At 62.3% G+C, this 19,608-nt stretch carries 17 protein-coding genes; 7 read left to right on the forward strand and 10 right to left on the reverse strand.

Translation table 11 applies throughout. The annotated features are described in order from the left end of the window. Window positions 1-616 precede the first annotated feature (616 nt). Together NLN62_RS14415 and NLN62_RS14420 are read left to right on the forward strand one after the other, a co-directional pair. Window positions 617-1,369, forward strand: a complete 753-nt coding sequence (locus NLN62_RS14415; protein WP_254109213.1) for a transglutaminase-like cysteine peptidase — start codon at window positions 617-619, stop codon at window positions 1,367-1,369. Between the two features lie 87 nt (window positions 1,370-1,456). Beyond that, window positions 1,457-2,578, forward strand: coding sequence for a hypothetical protein (locus NLN62_RS14420; protein WP_254109214.1), 1,122 nt, complete (start codon window positions 1,457-1,459; stop codon window positions 2,576-2,578). 195 nt (window positions 2,579-2,773) lie between these two features. On the opposite strand, the gene NLN62_RS14425 is transcribed toward NLN62_RS14420, so the two are convergent. The 9 genes from NLN62_RS14425 to NLN62_RS14465 all read right to left on the reverse strand — a co-directional run bounded on the left by NLN62_RS14425 (window position 2,774) and on the right by NLN62_RS14465 (window position 12,239). Further along, the gene (locus tag NLN62_RS14425) at window positions 2,774-3,673 is read right to left on the reverse strand and encodes a DUF5677 domain-containing protein (protein WP_254109215.1); all 900 of its coding nucleotides are present in this window, start codon (window positions 3,671-3,673) and stop codon (window positions 2,774-2,776) included. A gap of 560 nt (window positions 3,674-4,233) precedes the next feature. After that, window positions 4,234-4,407 (reverse strand): hypothetical protein, encoded by a 174-nt coding sequence (locus NLN62_RS14430; RefSeq protein ID WP_254109216.1) that lies wholly within the window; start codon window positions 4,405-4,407, stop codon window positions 4,234-4,236. 108 nt (window positions 4,408-4,515) lie between these two features. After that, complete coding sequence (locus NLN62_RS14435) at window positions 4,516-5,301, reverse strand: hypothetical protein (protein ID WP_254109217.1); 786 nt, start codon at window positions 5,299-5,301, stop codon at window positions 4,516-4,518. A gap of 161 nt (window positions 5,302-5,462) precedes the next feature. Further along, on the reverse strand, window positions 5,463-6,662 hold the full coding sequence (locus NLN62_RS14440; RefSeq protein WP_254109218.1) for an ABC transporter substrate-binding protein: 1,200 nt from the start codon (window positions 6,660-6,662) through the stop codon (window positions 5,463-5,465). Window positions 6,663-6,740: 78 nt separating this feature from the next. Further along, a complete protein-coding gene (locus tag NLN62_RS14445; RefSeq protein ID WP_027521387.1) occupies window positions 6,741-8,579 on the reverse strand; it encodes a long-chain fatty acid--CoA ligase in 1,839 nt (612 codons plus the stop codon). Between the two features lie 79 nt (window positions 8,580-8,658). Then, a complete protein-coding gene (locus tag NLN62_RS14450) occupies window positions 8,659-9,447 on the reverse strand; it encodes an ABC transporter ATP-binding protein (protein ID WP_254109219.1) in 789 nt (262 codons plus the stop codon). A gap of 4 nt (window positions 9,448-9,451) precedes the next feature. Next, the gene (locus NLN62_RS14455) at window positions 9,452-10,210 is read right to left on the reverse strand and encodes an ABC transporter ATP-binding protein (protein WP_254109220.1); all 759 of its coding nucleotides are present in this window, start codon (window positions 10,208-10,210) and stop codon (window positions 9,452-9,454) included. After that, complete coding sequence (locus NLN62_RS14460; RefSeq protein ID WP_254109221.1) at window positions 10,207-11,358, reverse strand: branched-chain amino acid ABC transporter permease; 1,152 nt, start codon at window positions 11,356-11,358, stop codon at window positions 10,207-10,209. The genes NLN62_RS14455 and NLN62_RS14460 overlap by 4 nt, the downstream gene beginning before the upstream one ends. A gap of 5 nt (window positions 11,359-11,363) precedes the next feature. Then, window positions 11,364-12,239 (reverse strand): branched-chain amino acid ABC transporter permease, encoded by an 876-nt coding sequence (locus tag NLN62_RS14465; protein WP_254109222.1) that lies wholly within the window; start codon window positions 12,237-12,239, stop codon window positions 11,364-11,366. A 265-nt stretch (window positions 12,240-12,504) separates the two neighbouring features. On the opposite strand from NLN62_RS14465, the gene NLN62_RS14470 reads away from it, so the two are divergent. Further along, complete coding sequence (locus NLN62_RS14470) at window positions 12,505-13,257, forward strand: ABC transporter ATP-binding protein (RefSeq protein ID WP_254113491.1); 753 nt, start codon at window positions 12,505-12,507, stop codon at window positions 13,255-13,257. Then, window positions 13,254-14,777: a permease gene (locus NLN62_RS14475; RefSeq protein WP_254109223.1), complete on the forward strand. Its 1,524-nt coding sequence runs from the start codon at window positions 13,254-13,256 to the stop codon at window positions 14,775-14,777. The genes NLN62_RS14470 and NLN62_RS14475 overlap by 4 nt, the downstream gene beginning before the upstream one ends. 234 nt (window positions 14,778-15,011) lie before the next feature. Here the strand turns inward: NLN62_RS14475 and NLN62_RS14480 are convergent, their stop codons facing one another. Then, window positions 15,012-16,721: an arylsulfatase gene (locus NLN62_RS14480; RefSeq protein ID WP_254109224.1), complete on the reverse strand. Its 1,710-nt coding sequence runs from the start codon at window positions 16,719-16,721 to the stop codon at window positions 15,012-15,014. 568 nt (window positions 16,722-17,289) lie between these two features. Here NLN62_RS14480 and NLN62_RS14485 point away from each other — a divergent pair. The 3 genes from NLN62_RS14485 (at window position 17,290) to NLN62_RS14495 (ending at window position 19,499) form a co-directional block, all read left to right on the forward strand. After that, window positions 17,290-17,811: a Cache 3/Cache 2 fusion domain-containing protein gene (locus NLN62_RS14485; RefSeq protein WP_254109225.1), complete on the forward strand. Its 522-nt coding sequence runs from the start codon at window positions 17,290-17,292 to the stop codon at window positions 17,809-17,811. Between the two features lie 273 nt (window positions 17,812-18,084). Continuing rightward, window positions 18,085-18,897 carry an MBL fold metallo-hydrolase gene (locus tag NLN62_RS14490; RefSeq protein ID WP_027521395.1) on the forward strand — a complete coding sequence of 271 codons (813 nt, stop codon included), beginning with the start codon at window positions 18,085-18,087 and terminating at the stop codon, window positions 18,895-18,897. 74 nt (window positions 18,898-18,971) lie between these two features. Further along, on the forward strand, window positions 18,972-19,499 hold the full coding sequence (locus NLN62_RS14495; RefSeq protein WP_027521396.1) for a hypothetical protein: 528 nt from the start codon (window positions 18,972-18,974) through the stop codon (window positions 19,497-19,499). Window positions 19,500-19,608 lie beyond the last annotated feature (109 nt).

Below are 19,608 nucleotides of genomic sequence, written 5' to 3' on the forward strand. Positions count from 1 at the left end.
CACCGCAAAAAGGGTTAATATTTAAAGAAGTATCTGCTGCCTATGCTTGCATATCATTACCAAGTCCTTAGCGAAACCGTCTATTGCTTGAGCGAATCGACACGGCGGCCGCACCACAGCCGTCAGAAGACCGCAAGAGACCAGAGTAGCAAAGGTAATTCCTGGAATTCTTACAGGTATAGTCCCCCAAAATCGGCGACATATCCCACCACCCCAAGTATTCTGACGTATAAATCAAACTCACGAATACTTACGTCATCTGTCCTTTGCAGAGCCCTGCAACATACTGCGGCAAATACGGAGTTTTAACCGTAACCTGGCTAACAGAAGTGACGCGATAAGCACGTCATTAGTCATAAGCAGCAGATTCGGCCGCTAACTCAAGCCCTGTCCGCAATTGATTCCATTTCGCGGCAGACTGTGGCTTTCCCCGGCTTGGCCGGTAAAATTTTACGTAAACCGGAGAGACCGGTTTCAGCCTGTTCCGCGGTTTTGAGCCCCCCGCGGGGCGCGTTAAGCAGAACAAAACGGCCTCCCCCCACTATCTCCGCACCAGAAACAAAGCCGGCACGTGCGGGTCAGGGGTGTCCTGCCGATGCTGGACAGGGGAAGTCAGATGGAGACCGTTGCTCACTCGCGCGCCTGGCGCGCAGTCCTGTTCCTATGCGGATTGATCCTGCTCGGATCGACCGCCGACCTTCGCGCCGGCACGCTGCTGTCGCCCGGGTCCGCCGTCCTCGTGCGGAAATCCGCAGAACCGTTCGGCGTGTTCGCCTTCGCGATCTCCGCAGGTCGCGTCCGCGACAAGTGGCTTCACCTGAAGGACAAGTTCGACGACGAGATGGTGCAGCTCGCGCTATGCGACGGCGACCGCGACAACTGCGTCTCGCCGGCTGCATTGAAGCTGCTCGCCATCGTCGACCAGGCGCGCAGCCGCGAAGGTCGCGCCCGCCTCGGTGAAGCCAACCGCGCCGTCAATCTCGCGATCAAGGCGGCCAGTGACGGCACTGACGACGTCTGGAGTTCGCCGCTCGCCACCTTCCAGCGCGGCGCCGGCGATTGCGAGGACTATGCAATCGCCAAGCTCGCCGCGCTCCGCCTCGCGGGCATTCCGCCAGAGGATCTCCGCATCGTTTTCGTGCGCGACACGCAAGTCGGCGAGGAGCATGCGGTCGCGGCCGCCAGGCTCGACGGCCACTGGCTGATGCTCGACAACCGCCGCATGGCCATGGTCGAGGATGAGGCGGCACGGACCTATCAGCCGCTGTTCGTGCTCTATCAGTCCGCAGTGCTGAAATATGTCGACGAGCCGGCTTTCGTGCCGGTGAGCAGCCGGACGGCGCAGGTCGCCGCCAACGAGGCACGCTGACACGGCGAGCCGCGGCCACAAACCCGTTTCGTCCCGCCGCAGGGGAAGCTAGCATGGCGCATCATGCGGGCTTCGGGGACAAGCGGAATGCGAGCGTTGGTGCTGGCGATGGTTGCGGCGATGGTGCCGCTGATGTCACCTGCGCGCGCGCAGGGGGTCAATCCGGATCCAGCGATCGCCGACAAGCTGCCGCTGTTTGCGAAAAATCACTGCGAGCAGCAGCGCGATCCAGCAGGTCAGCTGTTTTGCGGCGATGGCGAGCTTGCCGCAGCGGCCGAGAAACTCGGTGCGGCCATCGAGGCGCGGCTCTCCCGCCTGCCGGATCGTCTGCCGGCGATCGAGGAGAACGCGCTGTGGATCCGGCAGCGCAACCTCAGCTGCGGCATCGTCGGCCAGACCGCGCTCCGCACCGACGACATCGATCGCGTCAAGACCTGCCTGCTGAGGGAGACCGAGGAGCGCGCCGCGATCGTGCGCGACCCCGATTTCGATTGCCTCGCGGCCAACACGGCGGCCGGCGCGCTGATCTGTAGCGATCCGGAGCTGGCGCTGGCGGAGGAGGAGCTCAACGGCCAGGTCCTCGGCTTGATCGGCAAGCTGAACCCGAGCGAAGCCCGCTTTGCCTTCGCCGAATACGGCCGCTGGACAAGGGAGCGCGATCGCAAATGCGACCTCGTCGGCAAGGAGAACGTGCCGCTGGCCGAGCTGTCATCCGCGCAAGGCTGCATCGCCGAATATCTGAGCCGAAAGACGGCTGATATTCGTGGTGCCAAGGGCGATCCGAAGCGGGTGTTCGGCCGCCAGATCGCTGCACGGCTGCCTGACACCGATGCCGCCGACTTCTGCGTCGCCAAAATCCATGCGGCCAATTCCTGCGGCGACTTCGTCCGCATCAGTCGCGTGGTCGCGACCGGCAGCGACGTCGGGGAGCAGGACGCGAAGGTCACCGCCGACATCGACATGGTCGTGCTGTCGCCCTTCACCACCTGCAGCCCGGTCGCATCGACCTGCACCGGCACCTGCTGGGACCCCAGGTCCGGCAAGGCGCAACCGGCTGCCGCCAAGCAGAACTCCCGGGAAAGCTTCAATGTGACGCGCCGGCTCAGGATCCAGCGAACCTTCGCCTTCCAGAAAGCCGCCGACGGCTGGCGCTGCAGGGAGGACGAGCTGGCACCGGTGGAGTCCGGCGTCGCGGGCGGGGGATCGTAGGCTCGTTGCTTCCTTCTCCCCCTTCTGGGAAATGCAAGGGCGTAAATAGCCTTATAGAAACAATGCGGTCGGCCTCGTGTGTCCTCCATCGTGTCCCGATCCGCCGAGCTTCTGGGAAGGCCGCTGATACGGCGTTTTGTTCGCCCGATGTCCAGTAGCGGCGACGTCGATTCCGCTCATGGGCGGCGCGCGCGCTTAGATCGCCGGCCAAGTCTTGCCTGACAGGTAGCTCTCGTGGGCGTCGTCCACCGAGCCGATGCGCGCGGCGAGGTCGCGCAATTGCTCGCGCAACTGGTCGAGCGCGGGCTTGCCTCCGATGAACATCAGAAAGTCCGCCACGGCGGAGAGCGCCAGATGCCCGAGAGCAAAGAGAGGTTGCGGGCGCGGGCGGCCCCAGTCGAGTTTTGGTGTGAATGCGCCGGCCTCATCCGTTTCTAAGTGGAATTGATATAGGTCGTGCCAAGAGCCGTGAACGTTGTGGGACATGCCACCGAAGACGGCCAGATACGGCTGCTCCAGCCCGACCGCTATCGCCTTCTGACGTAGGTCTTTGCCGCCCCAAGGAGCTCGGTCCTTGAGATCAACGCTGTCGAGCGCGATAGCGGCTATCCGCGCCGCGCGATCAATGGAATTGAGCATGCGCTGCTCAACATGAAGAACGTCTCCGCCGCGCTCTTGGATATTGGCTTGGATCGTGTCGTGCAGCCTGCGCTCGTGCTTCAGCGAATATCGGACGAGGGAGTTGACGAGTTCTGGGGAGAAGTTCGCGATCAGATAGCGCACATTGACGATGGTCTCGAACGCCAGCCGGCTGAGGATGGTGCTAGTTTCCATTTTCTTCTGCACGGTTTGGTCGAGGAATGCCGAGAGCAATTTGGAGAGCCGCACCATGTTGCCGCCAACTGCAGCTTGATCGCGCGTCCATGCCGGTGCCGGTCCAAGCGTACATGCCGCCACGCTTACGTAGGATGTCACCTCTCGCAATAGCTCCGACGCGAGGACCATGAAGTCCCACTCGCGCGAGAAAGCGGCAATTGCGACCGGGTCTACGGTCACCCGCTCGACAGTGGGAAGTGGTTCTTTTGATGCGGTCATTACGCCAGCCCCATCGCTTGCCGCAGCATTTGGGCCTTGCCGCAAACGCTTATCAACCGATGCGTGCGGTTATCCCCGCGTTTCATAGCCTAGATGCCGCGACCACAACCAGCACGATGAGCAGAGCTGCCGCTATCGCTCCGATGCCCTCGGCCTTGAGATGCAATCCCCAGAAGCTGACCTGCAGTCGATTGCGCGTGGCAAAGCTCTCCATTGAAAAAACATGAGAGCCTTCGGGGGATGATTTATCTGCGCGTCGATTTGCCGGCGCGTCAACAAAGATGCTGCCGCCCTCTCCCTTGGCAAGGGAGATACCAAAAGCCGCAAAGCGTTGGCGTCACATGACAATCCACGGTGCTGACGAGCCGCTGTGTCAATTCTGCGCCAAACCAACCTGTGGATAATCCGTCTCCGCGCCCGCTGCACCCTCGCGATTGTTGATGGGGTTCAGGGGCTCTGCGGAGGCCGCTCGTGAGGAGGCCGCTGATGCGTCGGTCGGCTGGCCGGCGTGGTTGCCGGCGACGTCGATCGCGGCGCATGGGTGGGGCTGGCTGGGAGCCCTACCTACCCGCGAATTTGGTGAACACATGGTCAAGCGCAGCTAACACGCAGACCGTCGCGCGCTCAGGGTCTGTCGACCGGCGCTTCTCGTCCCGCGCGACGTTGATCCAAGCACTGCGTTCCTGCCCTAATGCGCGCACAAGCTCATCAACATCGATGTCTGCCAGTCTCATGGGGCTGCTTTCTCCTTGCGATTGCTGCGGCGGCTGCGGATCAAGCGCATCGGCGGGGCTCGGGTCGTTATCGGAAATCCGGGTTGGGCGGTCAACGGGGCGTGGCGGTCAAAACAGGAAAGACGTGGCGTTCGGGAAGATTTGCTGCGCCGTCTGAAGCGCATTGTCGATGTCGCGCAAGGTAACATCGAGGACCCGGACGTCCAGTTCAGAACTTAAACCGTCGTCGTCGGTGATGATCGGGCGCACCAGCAGTAGGGCAGTGGCAAGCGAATCCGCCACTGACAAAGCATTCGATCGCTGTAGGTTAGTCGCAGCCGATTGAGCGAGCGTAAGACCTGCGACGCTCGCTTCCATCGCCTGTGTTATGGCTCTGGCTTCCTGAATGCGCATATAAAATTCGATGGTGGCCTGCGGGTGCTTCAGCAGTGCGATGCGATCCGCGATTGCCGGATACACCACAGGGCTGACGAGGTTCTTAGTGATGTAGGAAGCGCGTGCGACCGGTATGATTTGATCTTTTGTTGCGATCTCTTGGCAAATTTTAAGCGCGTCGATCACGTACTTGGCGTACGTTGCGATTTCGGTGCGGAGGGCCGCACGAACGTTTTTGATTTCCTCAATCCGCGCCTCTTCCGCCGCGAACCTTTGCGCGGTGATCTGCTGCCGAACCGCGAACCATGCGACTACTGCCGCGACAAGCGCCACGACTGCACCGATGACGCTCCCGGCGAAGCCTAGCCAATCTGTCCGACTTCCTTCTTTCGCGACATTGATCGCGACCGTCACCCAAAGCGGGAGCGTGAAAAAGGAAATGCTCACCCCCGCGGTGAAGGCTACCGCAATCGCAACGATGTTTATCCTCGGCCCCATACCGCGAAGGTTGCCGCACACCCATGCCGTTGTCGAGGGGTATGAGGGGTCTGCCTCAACGAGCCCAATGCGAAAGCTCTATTCGCGGAGAGAACCCCTCACCCGGCTTCGATGCTTCGCATCGAATCCACCCTCTCCCACAAGGGGAGAGGGTGCAGCACCCTTGCGGAGAGAGGCGAAGATCAGAACATCAGATTGTCCTTCACGAGGACCCAGCGTCCGCCCTTGACCTGCTGCACCTGGGTGATGGTGTTGGCGAGGTGATCGGTCTTGGTGAACCTCGTCGGCGGCGAGTTGAAGATGTCGAGGAATTTTTCGCCCGACTCGAGCGAGTCCAGCATCGTCTGTCCCGTGAGATCCTTGCCCGCCTTCTGCGCGTAGAAGGCAAAGGTCATCACCGTGTTGTAGCCGATGATCGCCTGCGTATTGGCGTCCGAATTGAACATCTTCTTGTAGTTGGCAAGCCAGTCCTTCACCGGGCCCTTGGCGCTGTCCTCATAGGGAATCTCGAACTGGGACGCGGCATAAAGCCCTTCTACGGCATCCTTGCCCAGCGCCGGCACTTCCAGCACGTTGGTCGGCGTCGCGCCGAGGAAAGTGACGTCCCAACCGAGCTTCTTCGCTTCCGTCATCGCCCCGATGGTCTCGCGGATCACGGTGCCGAGCACTACGAGATCGCAGCCGTCCGACTTCATCTTGGCGACTTGCGCGCTGAAGTCCGAGGCGCCGCGCTTGTAGCTGGTGATCGAAGCCGGTTGCACCTTCATGGTGGCGAGCTGCCGATTGAAGCCGTCGAGCACGTTCTTACCGTACTCGTCGTCCTGATGCATGATGCAGGGCTTCTGGAAATTCTTCGACTCCATCATGTATTTCAGCGCGGCCCGCGTGCTCTCGACGTAGGGCAGCAGATTGCTGAACTTCAGCCGTTCCTGCGGCTTGGCCGGATCGAACTTGAAGGTGAACTCGGCTGCCGAGAGGGGGAAGAGCTGGAGCACGCCGGCGTCGAACAGGATGTCCTGCGCTGCAAGCACGGTCGGCGATCCCATCGCTCCCACCATAGCGAAGACCTTGTCACGCTCGATCAGCTTTTGCGAGGCCAGCACAGCCTTTTTCGGATCGTAGCCGCTGTCCTCGACGACCAGTCGAATCTTGCGGCCGTTAACGCCGCCTGCCGCGTTGATCTCCTCGACCGCCATCTTCATTCCGTTGGCGACGGGCACGCCCCACCCCTTGATCGGGCCTGACAGATCCTGATGGGTGCCGATGACGATCTCGCCCGCCGAGATGCCTTCATTGGTGAACTTGGTTTGCGCAGCAGCCGGCAAACAGATGAGCACCACCGCGCTTGCCGCAAGGCCGAACGCCCAAAACGATTTCGACATCGACGTCTCCTCTCCTCAAGGCCCTTGTTGCGCGAAGAACGGGGCCCATCGCTCCTTCGCTTTTTTTGAATGGTTTGCTCACGCCACCGCGCGCTCGCGATACATCGCGTCGATCTCGGCCGCATAGCGCCTGTTCACAAAGCTCCGTTTCAGCTTCATGGTCGGCGTCAGCTCCTCATCCTCGGGCGTAAGCTGGCGTTCGATCAAATAGAATTTCTTGATGGTCTCGACGCGGGCGAAGTTGCCGTTGACCTGTTCGATCTCGCGCCAGATCAGGCCCTGGATCTCGATCGCCCGGCACAGGCTGGCATAATTGGTGAAGGGAATGTCGTGGTCCTGCGCGAATTTCTCGACGTTCTCCTGGTCGATCATGACGAGGCAGGTGAGATACGGCCGCCTGTCGCCGATCACGACGGCGTCGGAGATATAGGGCGAGAATTTGAGCTGGTTCTCGATCTCCGACGGCGTGATGTTCTTGCCGCCGGAAGTGATGATGATGTCCTTCATGCGGTCGGTGATCCTGACGAAACCTTCGTCGTCCATGGTGCCGACGTCACCGGTGTGCAGCCAGCCGCGCGCATCAATGGTCTCGGCCGTCTTCTCCGGCTGGTTCAAATAGCCCATGAACAGGAAGTCGCCCTTGATCAGGATCTCGCCATCGGCAGCGAGACTGACCTCACCCCAGGGCACGGCCTTGCCGACCGAGCCGAGCTTGATGCGCTCGGAAGGCATCATGGTTGCCACCCCGCAATTCTCGGTCTGGCCATAGACCTCGTGCATGTCGATCCCGAGCGCGAGATACCAGCGGATCAGATCCGGCGAGATCGGCGCGGCGCCCGTGAACGCAATGCGGCAGCGATCGAGCCCGATCATGCGGCGGACATTGCGGAACACCAGCCAATAGGCGAAGCGGTTCGCGATCCTGAGCGCAAGCGACGGTGCTGCGCCCTCGAGCCGGCGATCGGTCATGAGGAAGCCGATGTCGACGGCGCGGCGATAGACCCATTGCTGGAACGGCGTCGCATCCTTCAACGCGATGGTAATCGCCGAATAGAACTTCTCCCAAACGCGCGGCACCGCGAGGAAGACGGTCGGCTGCACCTCGCGCAGATTGTCCGGTACGGTCTCGGGGCTTTCGGCGAAATTCATCACCGAGCCGAGTGCCACCGAGATGTAGTAGCCGCCGACCCGCTCGGCGACGTGGCAGAGCGGCAGGAAGATCAGCCGGTCCTCGTCCTCCCTCGCCGGGATGAAATCGTTGGCGTGGCGCATCTGATGCGTCACGCTGCGGTTGGAATGCATTGCGCCCTTGGGCGGGCCCGTCGTGCCCGACGTGTAGACGAGAATCGCCAGATCGCCCGGGCCGCGGCGGTCGATCATCTCGTGCCAGAGCTGCTCGCGGCCGACCATGTGATTGCGCCCGAGCGCGCGGAACTCGTCGATCGACATCACCATGTCGTCGGCGAAGCCGCGCAGGCCTTCCATGTCGAACACAACGATCCTCTCGAGCGTCGGGCATCGCGCGCGGCAGGCGAGGATCTTGTCGAGTTGTTCTTCGTCCTCGGCAAAGATCACGCGCGTAGCGGAGTCGTTGACGAGATATTCGACCTGCGCCGATGAATCGGTTGGATAGATCCCGGACGAGACGCCGGCCGCGCACAAGATGCCCATGTCGGCATAGATCCATTCCGGCACGGCGTTGGCCATGATGGAGGCGACGTCCCCCGGCTTGAAGCCCGAAGCATGAAGCGCGTAGGCGATCTCCTTGGATATCTCCAGCCATTCGCGCCAGCTCGTCGGCTGCCAGATGCCGAACTGCTTCTCGCGGATTGCAGGTCTGTCACCGCGCGCCTCCACCGCGCGCAGGAAACTCTTTGCGATCGTGTCTGCGACTGTCAGCATCGCCGGTCGGGCCATGCCATTCCCTCCTTGTCGCTTCATCCCTCGCGCTGCCGGCTTTGCCGGCGGTCTGTTCGTCAACGAGGAGATGCCATATTTAACGCCACGTTTTCTTCTTTTTCCAGCGCCGTTCGCCCCGCGCGCCAGCCTCCTTGGCACCAAGATAAAATTCCTGGATGTCCTGGGAATGCATCAAGCGGTCGCAGGTGTCGTTCATGACGACGCGGCCGATCTCCAGCACATAGCCGTAATGCGCCGTTTCCAGCGCCACCTTGGCATTCTGCTCGACGAGCAGGATCGACATGCCCTGCTCCTCGTTGACGCGGCGGATGATCGTGAAGATCTCCTTCACCAGGATCGGCGACAGGCCCAGCGATGGCTCGTCCAGCAGCAGCAGCGTCGGCCGGTTCATCAGCGCGCGGCCGATCGCCAGCATCTGCTGCTCGCCGCCGGAAAGCTGGCCGGCCGGCTGGTCGATGCGCTCCTTCAACCGCGGGAAATAGCCGTAGACGCGCTCCAGATCCTCCGTGACACCGTCGCGATCCTTCCGCGGATAGGCGCCCATCATCAGGTTTTCGCGCACCGAGAGGAACGGAAACACCTCGCGCCCCTCCGGCACGTGGCTGAGGCCGAGGCGAACGATCTTGTCGGCCTCCATGCGCTGGATCGGCTTGCCCATGAACTCGATCGTGCCCTTCTGCGGATCGAGAATCCCCGAGATGGTCTTCAGCACCGTGGTCTTGCCCGCGCCATTGGCGCCCAGCAAGGTGACGATGCGGCCGCGCGGCACCTCGAGCGAGATGCCGCGGATCGCCATGATCGGCCCGTAATAGCTCTCGATATTGGAAAGCTTCAGGATGATGTCGGGCGAAACGGCGGCGTCCATCGCGTCAGGCTCCGAGATAGGCGGCGACGACGTCGGGATGCTGCTGCACCTCGGCGGGCGAGCCCATCGCCAGCACCCGGCCGTAGTTCAGCGCGATCACGCGATCGGAGACGCGGTTGACCAGCGACATGTCGTGCTCGACCATCAGCACGGTGATGCCGAGCTCGCTTTTCATGTCGCGGATCCAGAACGACATGTCGTCGGTCTCCTCGACGTTCAGTCCCGATGACGGCTCGTCGAGCAGAATGAGCTTCGGTTCCGAGCAAAGCGCGCGGGCAAGCTCGATCACCTTGCGCACGCCGTAAGGCAGACCCGAGATCACCTTGTCGCGATAGGGCTCGAGATCGAGGAACTCGATCACCTGCTCGACGCGGCGCCGGTGCAGCTTCTCGTTGGCGCGCACGCTCGGCAGGAACAACAATTCCTGCCAAAGCTGTGTGGTCGAGTGACGGTGGCGCCCGACCAGGAGGTTCGCGAGCACGGTCGCATTCTCGAACAGTTCGATGTTCTGGAAGGTGCGGGCGATGCCGAGCCTCGCGATGTCGTAGGGCGGCTGTTCCGTGATATCCTGGTCCTCGAAGAAGATGCGGCCCGCGGTCGGGCGGTAGATCCGCGAGATCAGGTTGAAGATCGAGCTTTTTCCGGCGCCGTTCGGCCCGATGATCGAGAGGATCTCGCCCTTCTCGACCGCAAACGAGACCGCGTCGACCGCCTTGAGGCCACCGAAATGCAGCGACAGGTTTTCGGCGCGGAAATAGCTCATCGGTTCCGCTCCGACTTCACATAGATCTTCTGGCGCTTGAAGGTCGCGCGCTTGTAGAGCGGGAACAGCTGGAAGAAGAGCTTGATCTTCAGCCAGCGGCCGTAGAGGCCGAGCGGCTCGAACAGCACGAACAGCACGATGATGATGCCGTAGATTGCGCCCTTCAGGCCGTTGAGCGAGGCGAAGGCTGCGACCTTCGACTGGACGTTCGCCGCGCTCTCGCTACCAGCCCCGAGGGTCGCGGCGATGCCGGCGATGATGCCGGGCATGTCGTCCTTCAGATAGGTCAGGAACGGATCGATCATCACGATGAAGATCGCCCCCAGCACCGCACCGTGCAGGCTGAACGTGCCGCCGATCAGGATCACGATGATGAACTCGATCGAGAGCTGGAGCGTGAACATCTCCGGCGAGATGAAGGAGAGCTTGTGCGCGAACAGCACGCCGGCAAAGCCGGTGATCGCCGCCGAGATCGCAAAGGATTTCACCTTGTAGAGCGCGACGTTGACGCCCATGCTGCGCGCCGCCGTCTCGGAGTCGCGGATCGCAACGAAGGCGCGGCCCGTCGGCGAGCGCAAGAGATTGAGCGTTCCGACGATCGTCAGAATCAGAACGGCCAGGCAAAGGAAATAGAACGTCGGACTGTCGCGCGGCACGGCGACGCCGAGCAGCGAGAGCGTCTTGATGCGCATGCCCTCATTGCCGTTGGTGACGCTTTCCCAGCGTGCCAGAACTTCCTCGACGATGAAGGCGAAGGAAATCGTGGCGATGACGAGATAGATGCCCTGGAGCCGCAGTGCCGGGAAGCCGACCAGCGCGCCGATCAATCCGGTCAGGAGCCCAGCGGCGACGAAATAGACCGGAAACGGCACGTTGTATTTCTGCAAGTAGGCCGCGGTGTAGGCGCCGATCGCAAGGAACGCGGCATGCCCGAGCGACGCCTGCCCGGTGAAGCCGGTGAGGATCAGCAGCGCCACGCCGACTGTCGCATAGATGCAGACGAAAACGAGCTGGCTCATCAGATAGCTGGAGAGCACGTAGGGCGCGATCAGCAGCACCGCGATCAGGAGCCCGTAGGAGACCAAGTAGCCCGAATGCGGGAACAGGCGGATGTCGTCCTCATAGTCGGTCTTGAACAGGAAGCGCATGGCGTTCAGACCTTCTTGCGCACGTGAAGGCCGAACAGGCCTTCGGGCTTCAGCAGCAGCACCGCCAGCAGCACGATGTAGGGCGCAACGTCCTTCCAGCCTTCCGGCAGATAAAAGCCGGCCATGCTCTCGATGATACCGATCAAGACTCCACCAACGACTGCGCCGGGAATCGAGCCGAAGCCGCCGAGCACGGCGGCAGGAAAGGCTTTCAGCCCGAGCACGAGCCCGACATTGGAGTGAATGAAGGTGATCGGCGCCAGCAGCACGCCGGCGCAGGTCGCCACCGCTGCACTGATCGCCCACACGATCGACACGACGCGCTTCACGGGGATGCCCATGTAGTAGGCCGCGAGCATGTTCTCGGAGCTGGCGCGCATCGCGGTGCCGAGCGTGGTCTTGTTGAAGAAGAGATAGAGCAGCGCGCAGAGGATGACGGTTGCCGCGATCACGGACAGCTTGTCATAGGCGAGCACGAGCGCGCCGATGCGCAGCACGCCCTGGCTGAACGGCGTCTCGATCTTGAAGTCGTCGGTGCCCCAGATCATGCCGGCGATCGAGCGCAGGAAGTAGCCGAGCCCGATGGTTGCCATGATGATGGAGAATTGCGGATAGCCGAGAATCGGGCGCACCACGATGCGTTCGGCAAGCATGCCGAACAGCGCCATCGCGGCGAGCGCGCCGGCGAAGCCGACCCAGTAGTTCAGGCCCATCATGCCGATGAAGGTGAAGGCGAAGAAGCCGCCGAGCATCATCAGATCGCCCTGGGCGAAGTTGACGACCTCGGTTGCCTTGTAAACGAGCACGAAGCCAAGCGCGATCAGGCCGTAGACGCAGCCGAGTGCAATGCCACTGACCAGCTGCTGAACGAAGTCCAGCATCGCCGAGCATCCTCCCCGATGCGATCCTGCGGCTCTTGGCGGCCGTCTCGTCGCATCTTGTGTCCAGTCGCTACGCGATCATTATGAGTCGCGGAAAGCGCCATTTGCCCGGTGCAATTCAGCCTGAACCGCCAAGCGCTGTCAATAAAACGAGAGGCGGATGCATCCGTGCGGGATGACGGAATTTGTGGCAGGTTAATTCACCGTGCCGAAACATCTTCAGATCAAGGTCGCAAGCGATGCGAAACCGTATGGTGTGGCCGTCATGAAACCGGACAGCTCGGCGCTGAGCGTGCGAGGGTTAACGAAGCGTTTTGACCGCTTGGCGGTCGATTCCCTCGATCTCACCATTCACGCCGGTGAATTCTACGCACTGGTCGGCCCCAACGGCGCCGGCAAGACCACCACCTTGCGCATGGTCGCAGGGCTGCTGCGGCCCGATGCCGGCGAAGTGTCGATCTTCGGCATCGATGCCCTCGCCGATCCGGTGGCCGCCAAGCAGGTGATGGCCTGGGTCTCGGACGAGCCCATGATTTATGACAAGCTGACGCCGCTCGAATATCTCGAATTCGTCGCCGGCCTCTGGGGCATCGCGCCCGCCGCCTCCGAACCGGTCGCGCAGGAGCTGCTGAGCTCGCTCGGCCTTGCGCCGCACCGGCACGAGCGCTGCGAGGGATTTTCCAAGGGCATGCGCCAGAAGGTCGCGCTGGCCGGCGCGCTGGTCCACGGCCCCCGCCTCATCATTCTCGATGAGCCGTTGACCGGCCTCGACGCCGTCTCCGCCCGCCATGTGAAGGGCCTTTTGGCCGAGCGCGTCCGCGCCGGCTGCACCGTGATCATGACAACGCATATTCTCGAGGTCGCCGAGCGCATGGCCGATCGGATCGGCGTGATCGCGTCAGGCAGCCTCGTCGCCGAAGGCACGCTCGCCGAGCTGCGCCAGCAGAACGGCCACACCGACACCAGTCTCGAGGATCTCTTCATCGCGCTGGTCACGCTGGAGGCCGCCGCCGCATGAGCTCGGCGACTGCATTATCGTGGTTTGCCCGCCACGAGCTCCGCCTCGCCTGGCGCGAATGGCTCGCGATGATGACGGGCCAGCGCAAGCGGAAGCGCGCGGCGGTGATCGGCCTGGTCGCCTTTGCCGCACTCCTGCACCTGCCGGCCTGGGCCGTGATCGGCCGCTTCGCCGGACTTCGATTGCCGCTCGACAAACCGTCGCTGATCGTAATCACGGCGACGATCGCGCTCGCCTGGTCGCTGATGCTGTCGCAGGCGATCGAATCGGTGACCCGGGTGTTTTACGCCCGCGCCGATCTCGATCTCATCATGTCGTCGCCGGCAACTCTCACCAACCTGTTCTCGGTACGCATCGCCGCGATTGCGCTTGCGATCACGATGATGGCGCTGCTGTTCTCCACGCCCTTCATCGACGTTCTCGTGATCGGCGGCGGGCCGCGATGGCTCGCGGCGTTCGGCGTGGTCGTCGCCATGGGGCTGTCGGCCGCTGCTATCGCAATCGCGATCACGATTCTGCTGTTCAGGTTGATCGGTCCGGCACGGACGCGCTTCATCGCGCAGATCCTCGCCGCGATCATCGGCGCCGGCTTCGTCATCGCGCTCCAGATCGCCGCGATCATCTCCTACGGCACGCTGTCGCGCTTTGCAGTGCTGACCTCTGACGCCACGGCCGCCTATGCCCCCGATGTGGACAGCATCATCTGGTTGCCCGCACGGGCGGTGATGGGCGACAGCGAGGCGCTGGCGCTGCTGCTCGCGCTCGGCCTCATCATGCTCGGCGGCGTGATGGCGCTGTTCTCGGGCCGCTTCGCCGACACCGCCATCGACGCCGCCGCCCGCGGCGCGACCGGCCGCCGGACCACGCGCGAGCGGAAGTTTCGCACAGGCACGCGGCCACAGGCGCTGCGGCGCAAGGAGTTCATGCTGCTGTGGCGCGATCCCTGGCTGATCTCGCAAACCTTGATGCAACTGCTCTATCTGGCGCCGCCCGCGCTCCTGCTGTGGCGAAGCTTTGCCGACAGCTCTGCGGCGCTGGTGCTGATCACGCCCGTCATCGTGATGGCGGCAGGACAGCTTGCCGGCGGTCTCGCCTGGCTGACGATTTCGGGCGAGGACGCCCCCGATCTCGTCGCGACCGCTCCGCTGTCGCCTTCGCGCGTCATCCGCGCCAAGATCGAGGTCGTACTGATCGCGATCGCCGTGATCTTCGCCCCGCTGATCGCAGCGCTTGCCTTTGCCTCGCCGCTCCAGGCGGAGATCACGGCGGGCGCGATCATCGTCAGCGCGGCGTCCGCCACCGCGATCCAGCTCTGGTTCCGTGTGCAGGCGCGGCGCAGCCAATTTCGCCGCCGCCAGACCTCGTCGCGCCTTGCGACTTTCGCCGAGGCTTTTTCCTCGATCGGCTGGGCAGCAAGCGCCGCACTGCTGCTCGCGTTTCCCCTCGCCGGCCTCATCAGCGGCCTGATCACCGCGGGCCTCGTCGCCGTCACCTGGAAGTTCAGCCCGCGGCGGGAGTGAAGGGCAAAGCCACTCGCATGCTCGGATAATAACGCCAACGTGTTATGCTCGAGCGTGTATTCATAAATCAGAGCGGGGCCAATCCGCCTAGCCTCCAACAGCGCTGCGAAAGCAGACATTCCGGGACCGCCGCTATGGGCCATCGGCGGAAATGCGAGCTTTGGTCGTCCCCAGTTGCTACATGATGCTTGTCGGACGGGCGCCCCCTGAGCTTAGGGCGCCCGTCACCATATTCTACTTGCCAGCGTGCGACTGCATGGCCTTCTCGATCTGCTCCTTGACGGCTTCCAGGTTGAAGCTCGCACCCTTCTGCATCGGTGGAAACTCGATCGCAGTCTGGGCGAGCTTACCCACCTCCTGCTGAACGAACTGGAATCGCCAGAACTCGTAAGCGAACCAGTTATAGAATGCCAATGACCCCTTATCGCCGTTCGGCAAGTTTGTGCGTTCGAAGGGATCGAGGCGGAGATTGGTGAGGATCGGCCAATCAACCTTGACTGTGCCGCCCAACCAGCCGCCGGGCTGATCGGTGAAGCGATACTTGAAGTCGTCGACGCGCACCGCGCTCAGTGTGCCCTCCGTGAAATAGAAGATCGCGTGCCGCGCAGACGGGCCTTTTCCGGTAATCAGGTCCGTCTGGTTGTATCCGTCGAGATAGACCTTATAGGTCTTGTCGCCGAGCTGCTTTCCCTTCCTCAACTCGTCGGCGATATTCGGATTGCCGGCGGCGGCGACAAAAGTCGGGAACCAGTCTAGTCCGGACATGATGCCGTTCTCGACCTTTCCCGCCGGCACCTTACCCGGCCAGCGGATCATGCAGGGCACACGGAAGCCGCCTTCCAGGGCTGTTCCCTTGCCGCCCGCGAACGGCGTCTGGCCGCCATCAGGCCAGGTGAAGTTCTCGGCGCCGTTGTCGGTTGTGAACGCGACGATCGTGTTGTCGTCGAAGCCCTCGTCCTTGAGCTTCTTCATCACGGCGCCGACGATGTCGTCGAGTTGGGCGAACCCGCCCTCGGAAACCGACCAGCCGTTTTCCGAGTTGCGCATGTTCTCGTATTTTTCCGAAAGATGGGTGACGACGTGCATGCGCGTGGGGTTGAGCCAGACGAAGAACGGCTTATTGTCCTGCTTCGCCTTGTCGATGAAGGCGAAGGTGGTTTGCAGAATCTCGTCGTCGACCGTTTCCATCCGCTTCGGATACAGGGGCCCGGCGTCCTCGATCCGCTGCTTGCCGATCTTGCCCCAGCGGGCTTGCACCGACGGATCGTCGACGTTGGTCGCCCATGAATGAACCATGTTGCGAGGACCGACCGTGGCCAGTAGCGATTGCGGGTAATTGCGGTGGGCGGGGTCCTCCATCGCGTCGAGGTGATAGAGGTAGCCAAAGAACTCATCGAAGCCGTGCACCGTCGGCAGAAACTCGTTGAGGTCGCCGAGGTGGTTCTTGCCGAACTGACCCGTGGTGTACCCCATGGATTTCAGCACGGTCGCAATGGTCGGCGCTTGCGCCGGCATGCCGATCGGGGAGCCAGCCTGGCCGACTGTGGTAAGGCCCGTGCGGATCGGCAGTTCGCCGGTGATGAAGTTGGCGCGGCCCGCCGTGCAACTCGCCTCTGCGTAGTAGTCGGTGAAGCGCATTCCCTCCGCGGCGAGCCTGTCGAGGTTTGGCGTCCGGCTCGCCATGATGCCCTGATGGTAGGCACCAATGTTGAACCAGCCAATGTCATCACCCATGATGAAGACGATGTTCGGCCTCTGGCCGGCCGATGCGGGTGCTGGCCCGGTTGTTGGTTGCTGCGCCTGCGCGGGGGTTGTCAGTCCGACGGCCGAAAGCGCCGAAGCCGCGACAAGAGAACTGCCGCTCAACAGCAGGTCGCGGCGTTTCAGTCCTCCGTTGGCCAACTCGATGCTCTCAGGGTTTTTCGAAATCTTGTCATCGCTCATGACGCGATCCTCTTTCCTGTGATGCGCCTGAAGCCGACACGAAGGGGCAGCTTTCCGGGTTGATCTAGATCAAGGATGTCCGCAACGGGTCTTGGCCGTGTAAAAACGGCTTCAAAAGGCGTCCACCCAGGAAGCCAGGAAGCGCGCCTGTCTCAGACCGCGATCGCAGCGATCAGTGGCGTGGTCCCGACGATGTTCATGACCCGTGTTCGATCACCGCGCCCCCCGCGGGCACATTCGGGTAATCCCGCATTCCGAAGACCCTCAATCAACAGCAGGGCCACAAGCTGCCGTTCGCGTTGGGACGCTGACGCATTTCCATCCGCTTTTACCTCCCGTGCGCGACTTTTTGCCCCATCGCCTGAACTTTGGGATCGGTGTGCCGAACAAACAGAGATATCTGATGGGGAGTTTAGCTCCCTCGTAGAGTTCACAGCGGTAGCGTATACGTTTGTATGAGTCGCAATGCGGCTCGCAATTTCGAACTGACGACACGCTTTGTCCGCAAAGAGCCCAAGCGCTCCGAGTCATCCAGAGGTATCGCTGCCTTTTAGAAGGAGGAGACCTCATGCAACTCAAGCAAATCGCAATCCGCATATTAGCGGCCGCCTGTCTCACCTGGACCACGACAGTTTTCGCGGAGCAAGGCGAGCCTCAGGACGCGAGGATCAAGACCGCCATGGACCTCTTGGTGTCGATCGCGGCCCAACTGGGGCCGCCAAAAATCGAAGGTACTGACTCCGTTGCAGGCAAGGAGGTACCTGTCATTTACTTTGGTTCGGCCAAGATGAACAACAGTTTCGACCTGGTCGACGAAGTCGTGAAGAAAGCGCAGGGCACGGCCACAATCTTCGTCAAAAGCGGTGACGAGTATGTTCGCGTCGCGACTAACGTGAAGAAGGACGATGGCTCCCGAGCGATCGGAACCATTCTGGACCCCAAGGGCAAGGCCATCGAGTCCATCAGGAAAGGCGAAGCGTTCTATGGCGAGGTCGACATCCTCGGTAAGCCCTACATCACAGGCTATAAGCCTATCCGGGATGCCTCGCAAAACGTGATCGGCATCTACTACGTAGGCTATTTGAAGTAGACCCTCTCTGCCCTCTGTGGCGCCGCCAACGCTGCCCTGACGCCCAGGCTGAGCGCGATCGAGCAACCCGTGGTCTGGGCATCGATCGCGCACGGCGCGCTTTCCGGGACGTTCGGGTCTAGCCGAATGTCTTCGAGCGGCAATGGCGCGAAACGGCGCCGGAAAACTGATCAGGCTCCAATGTCCGCGATCCTGACGCGCTGTTGATCGCGGCACATTGGCCGCAGGCCGGATTGCACGCTAGACTTCCCCGACGTCATTGGGGACGGATCTATGTGGCGACTTGTTTCCGCGATCCTTGCGCTGCTCGGCGCATCCCTCGCGCCCGCGACCGCCCAACAGCCACAGCGCAGCGAGTGCCTGGCGATGGCCAATGCGGCGCCGCGCGTACTGCCGGTCGCCTTTCGGCAGGCGGCGAATGCCGCCGAGGTGGAGATCACCTATGCCGGCCATTCCACCTATTTCATCGACACACCCGGCGGCTTGCGCATCGCCACCGACTATAGCGGCGCCTATCAGGTCGGCCGGCTCCCCGACGTCGTCACCATGAACCGGGCGCACAGCACGCACTACTCGCTATATCCCGACAAGCGCATTCCCCATGTACTGCATGGCTGGGGCGAAGACGGCAAGCCGGCGGTGATTTCCGAGCGCATCGGCGACACCTTCATCCGCAACGTCACCACCGACATCCGCCGTTACTTTGGCGACGATTCCGGCACGGACATGATCCGTGACGGCAATTCGATCTTCATCTTCGAGGTCGCGGGCCTCTGCATCGGCCATCTCGGCCATCTCCACCACAAGCTCGACGACAGCCATTTTGCCCAGATCGGCCGCCTCGACATCGTCATGGTGCCGATCGATGGCACTTACACCATGTCGCTCGACGGCATCTCGGAGATCACGAAACGCCTGCGAGCCTCCGTGGTGCTGCCCATGCACCGCTTCGCCACCCCGCTCGACGACTTCATGCGCCGGATCGGCCGCGACTTCGAGATCGACCGGCGCCTCGAACGCTCCTTGCGGATCTCGCGGGATTCGCTGCCGGGCACTCCGACGGTGATCATTCTCGACGGCGTGTGAGTGGCCTCGCGCAATTTTCTCCAAGCCGGTCGCCGTCTGCGCGTGATGGTGTATCCGCAGCAACGGAGACTGACATGACCGACTTTGCCAGATTTCTGCACGCCGACGGGCCTAACCGCGAACATGCGCAAGCGCTAAGGCTTTACGGCCAGTTCATCGGCGATTGGGATGCCGAGGTCATCGCGCACGCACCCGACGGCACCACCCATCGCGCACCCGGCGAAATCCATTTCGGCTGGGTGCTTGAGGGCCGCGCCATCCAGGACGTCTGGATGATCCCGCGCGCAACAGACGCGCCACCCTTCCCGATCGCTGGCAACTGGTACGGCACGACGTTGCGCGTGTACGATCCGACCATCGACGCCTGGCGGATTTTTTGGCTCGATCCCGGCCGCAGCGTGTTCCGTCAGCAGATCGGCCGTCGCAGCGGCGCTGATATCGTGCAGGAAGGCACCACCGACAGCGGTGACCTGTCACGCTGGAGCTTTACGGAGATCACCGAGAACGCGTTCCACTGGCTCGGCGAGGCCAAGCCGGCCACCGCGCCGGAGTGGCAGCTGGTGGTGGAGGTGAAGGCGCGGCGGCGCCGGGTTATTGTTTGAGCATGATCCTTTCGGAGAACCGCTTCACACTTTTCCGGATCATGCTCCTGATGCGCTCCTGCCGAAGGGCGCGGTTGCGCAACACGCGCTGCCGCGCATCGTCCCCGGA

It is taken from the genome of Bradyrhizobium sp. CCGUVB23 (assembly GCF_024199885.1).
Taxonomy (GTDB): Bacteria; Pseudomonadota; Alphaproteobacteria; order Rhizobiales; family Xanthobacteraceae; genus Bradyrhizobium.

Coding starts and splice junctions, on each gene's coding strand:
- NLN62_RS14415 (WP_254109213.1), top strand. CDS start 617: ATGGAGACCGTTGCTCACTCGCGCGCCTGGCGCGCAGTCCTGTTCCTA.
- NLN62_RS14420 (WP_254109214.1), top strand. CDS start 1,457: ATGCGAGCGTTGGTGCTGGCGATGGTTGCGGCGATGGTGCCGCTGATG.
- NLN62_RS14425 (WP_254109215.1), bottom strand. CDS start 3,673: ATGACCGCATCAAAAGAACCACTTCCCACTGTCGAGCGGGTGACCGTA.
- NLN62_RS14430 (WP_254109216.1), bottom strand. CDS start 4,407: ATGAGACTGGCAGACATCGATGTTGATGAGCTTGTGCGCGCATTAGGG.
- NLN62_RS14440 (WP_254109218.1), bottom strand. CDS start 6,662: ATGTCGAAATCGTTTTGGGCGTTCGGCCTTGCGGCAAGCGCGGTGGTG.
- NLN62_RS14445 (WP_027521387.1), bottom strand. CDS start 8,579: ATGGCCCGACCGGCGATGCTGACAGTCGCAGACACGATCGCAAAGAGT.
- NLN62_RS14450 (WP_254109219.1), bottom strand. CDS start 9,447: ATGGACGCCGCCGTTTCGCCCGACATCATCCTGAAGCTTTCCAATATC.
- NLN62_RS14455 (WP_254109220.1), bottom strand. CDS start 10,210: ATGAGCTATTTCCGCGCCGAAAACCTGTCGCTGCATTTCGGTGGCCTC.
- NLN62_RS14460 (WP_254109221.1), bottom strand. CDS start 11,358: ATGCGCTTCCTGTTCAAGACCGACTATGAGGACGACATCCGCCTGTTC.
- NLN62_RS14465 (WP_254109222.1), bottom strand. CDS start 12,239: ATGCTGGACTTCGTTCAGCAGCTGGTCAGTGGCATTGCACTCGGCTGC.
- NLN62_RS14470 (WP_254113491.1), top strand. CDS start 12,505: ATGAAACCGGACAGCTCGGCGCTGAGCGTGCGAGGGTTAACGAAGCGT.
- NLN62_RS14475 (WP_254109223.1), top strand. CDS start 13,254: ATGAGCTCGGCGACTGCATTATCGTGGTTTGCCCGCCACGAGCTCCGC.
- NLN62_RS14480 (WP_254109224.1), bottom strand. CDS start 16,721: ATGAGCGATGACAAGATTTCGAAAAACCCTGAGAGCATCGAGTTGGCC.
- NLN62_RS14485 (WP_254109225.1), top strand. CDS start 17,290: ATGCAACTCAAGCAAATCGCAATCCGCATATTAGCGGCCGCCTGTCTC.
- NLN62_RS14490 (WP_027521395.1), top strand. CDS start 18,085: ATGTGGCGACTTGTTTCCGCGATCCTTGCGCTGCTCGGCGCATCCCTC.
- NLN62_RS14495 (WP_027521396.1), top strand. CDS start 18,972: ATGACCGACTTTGCCAGATTTCTGCACGCCGACGGGCCTAACCGCGAA.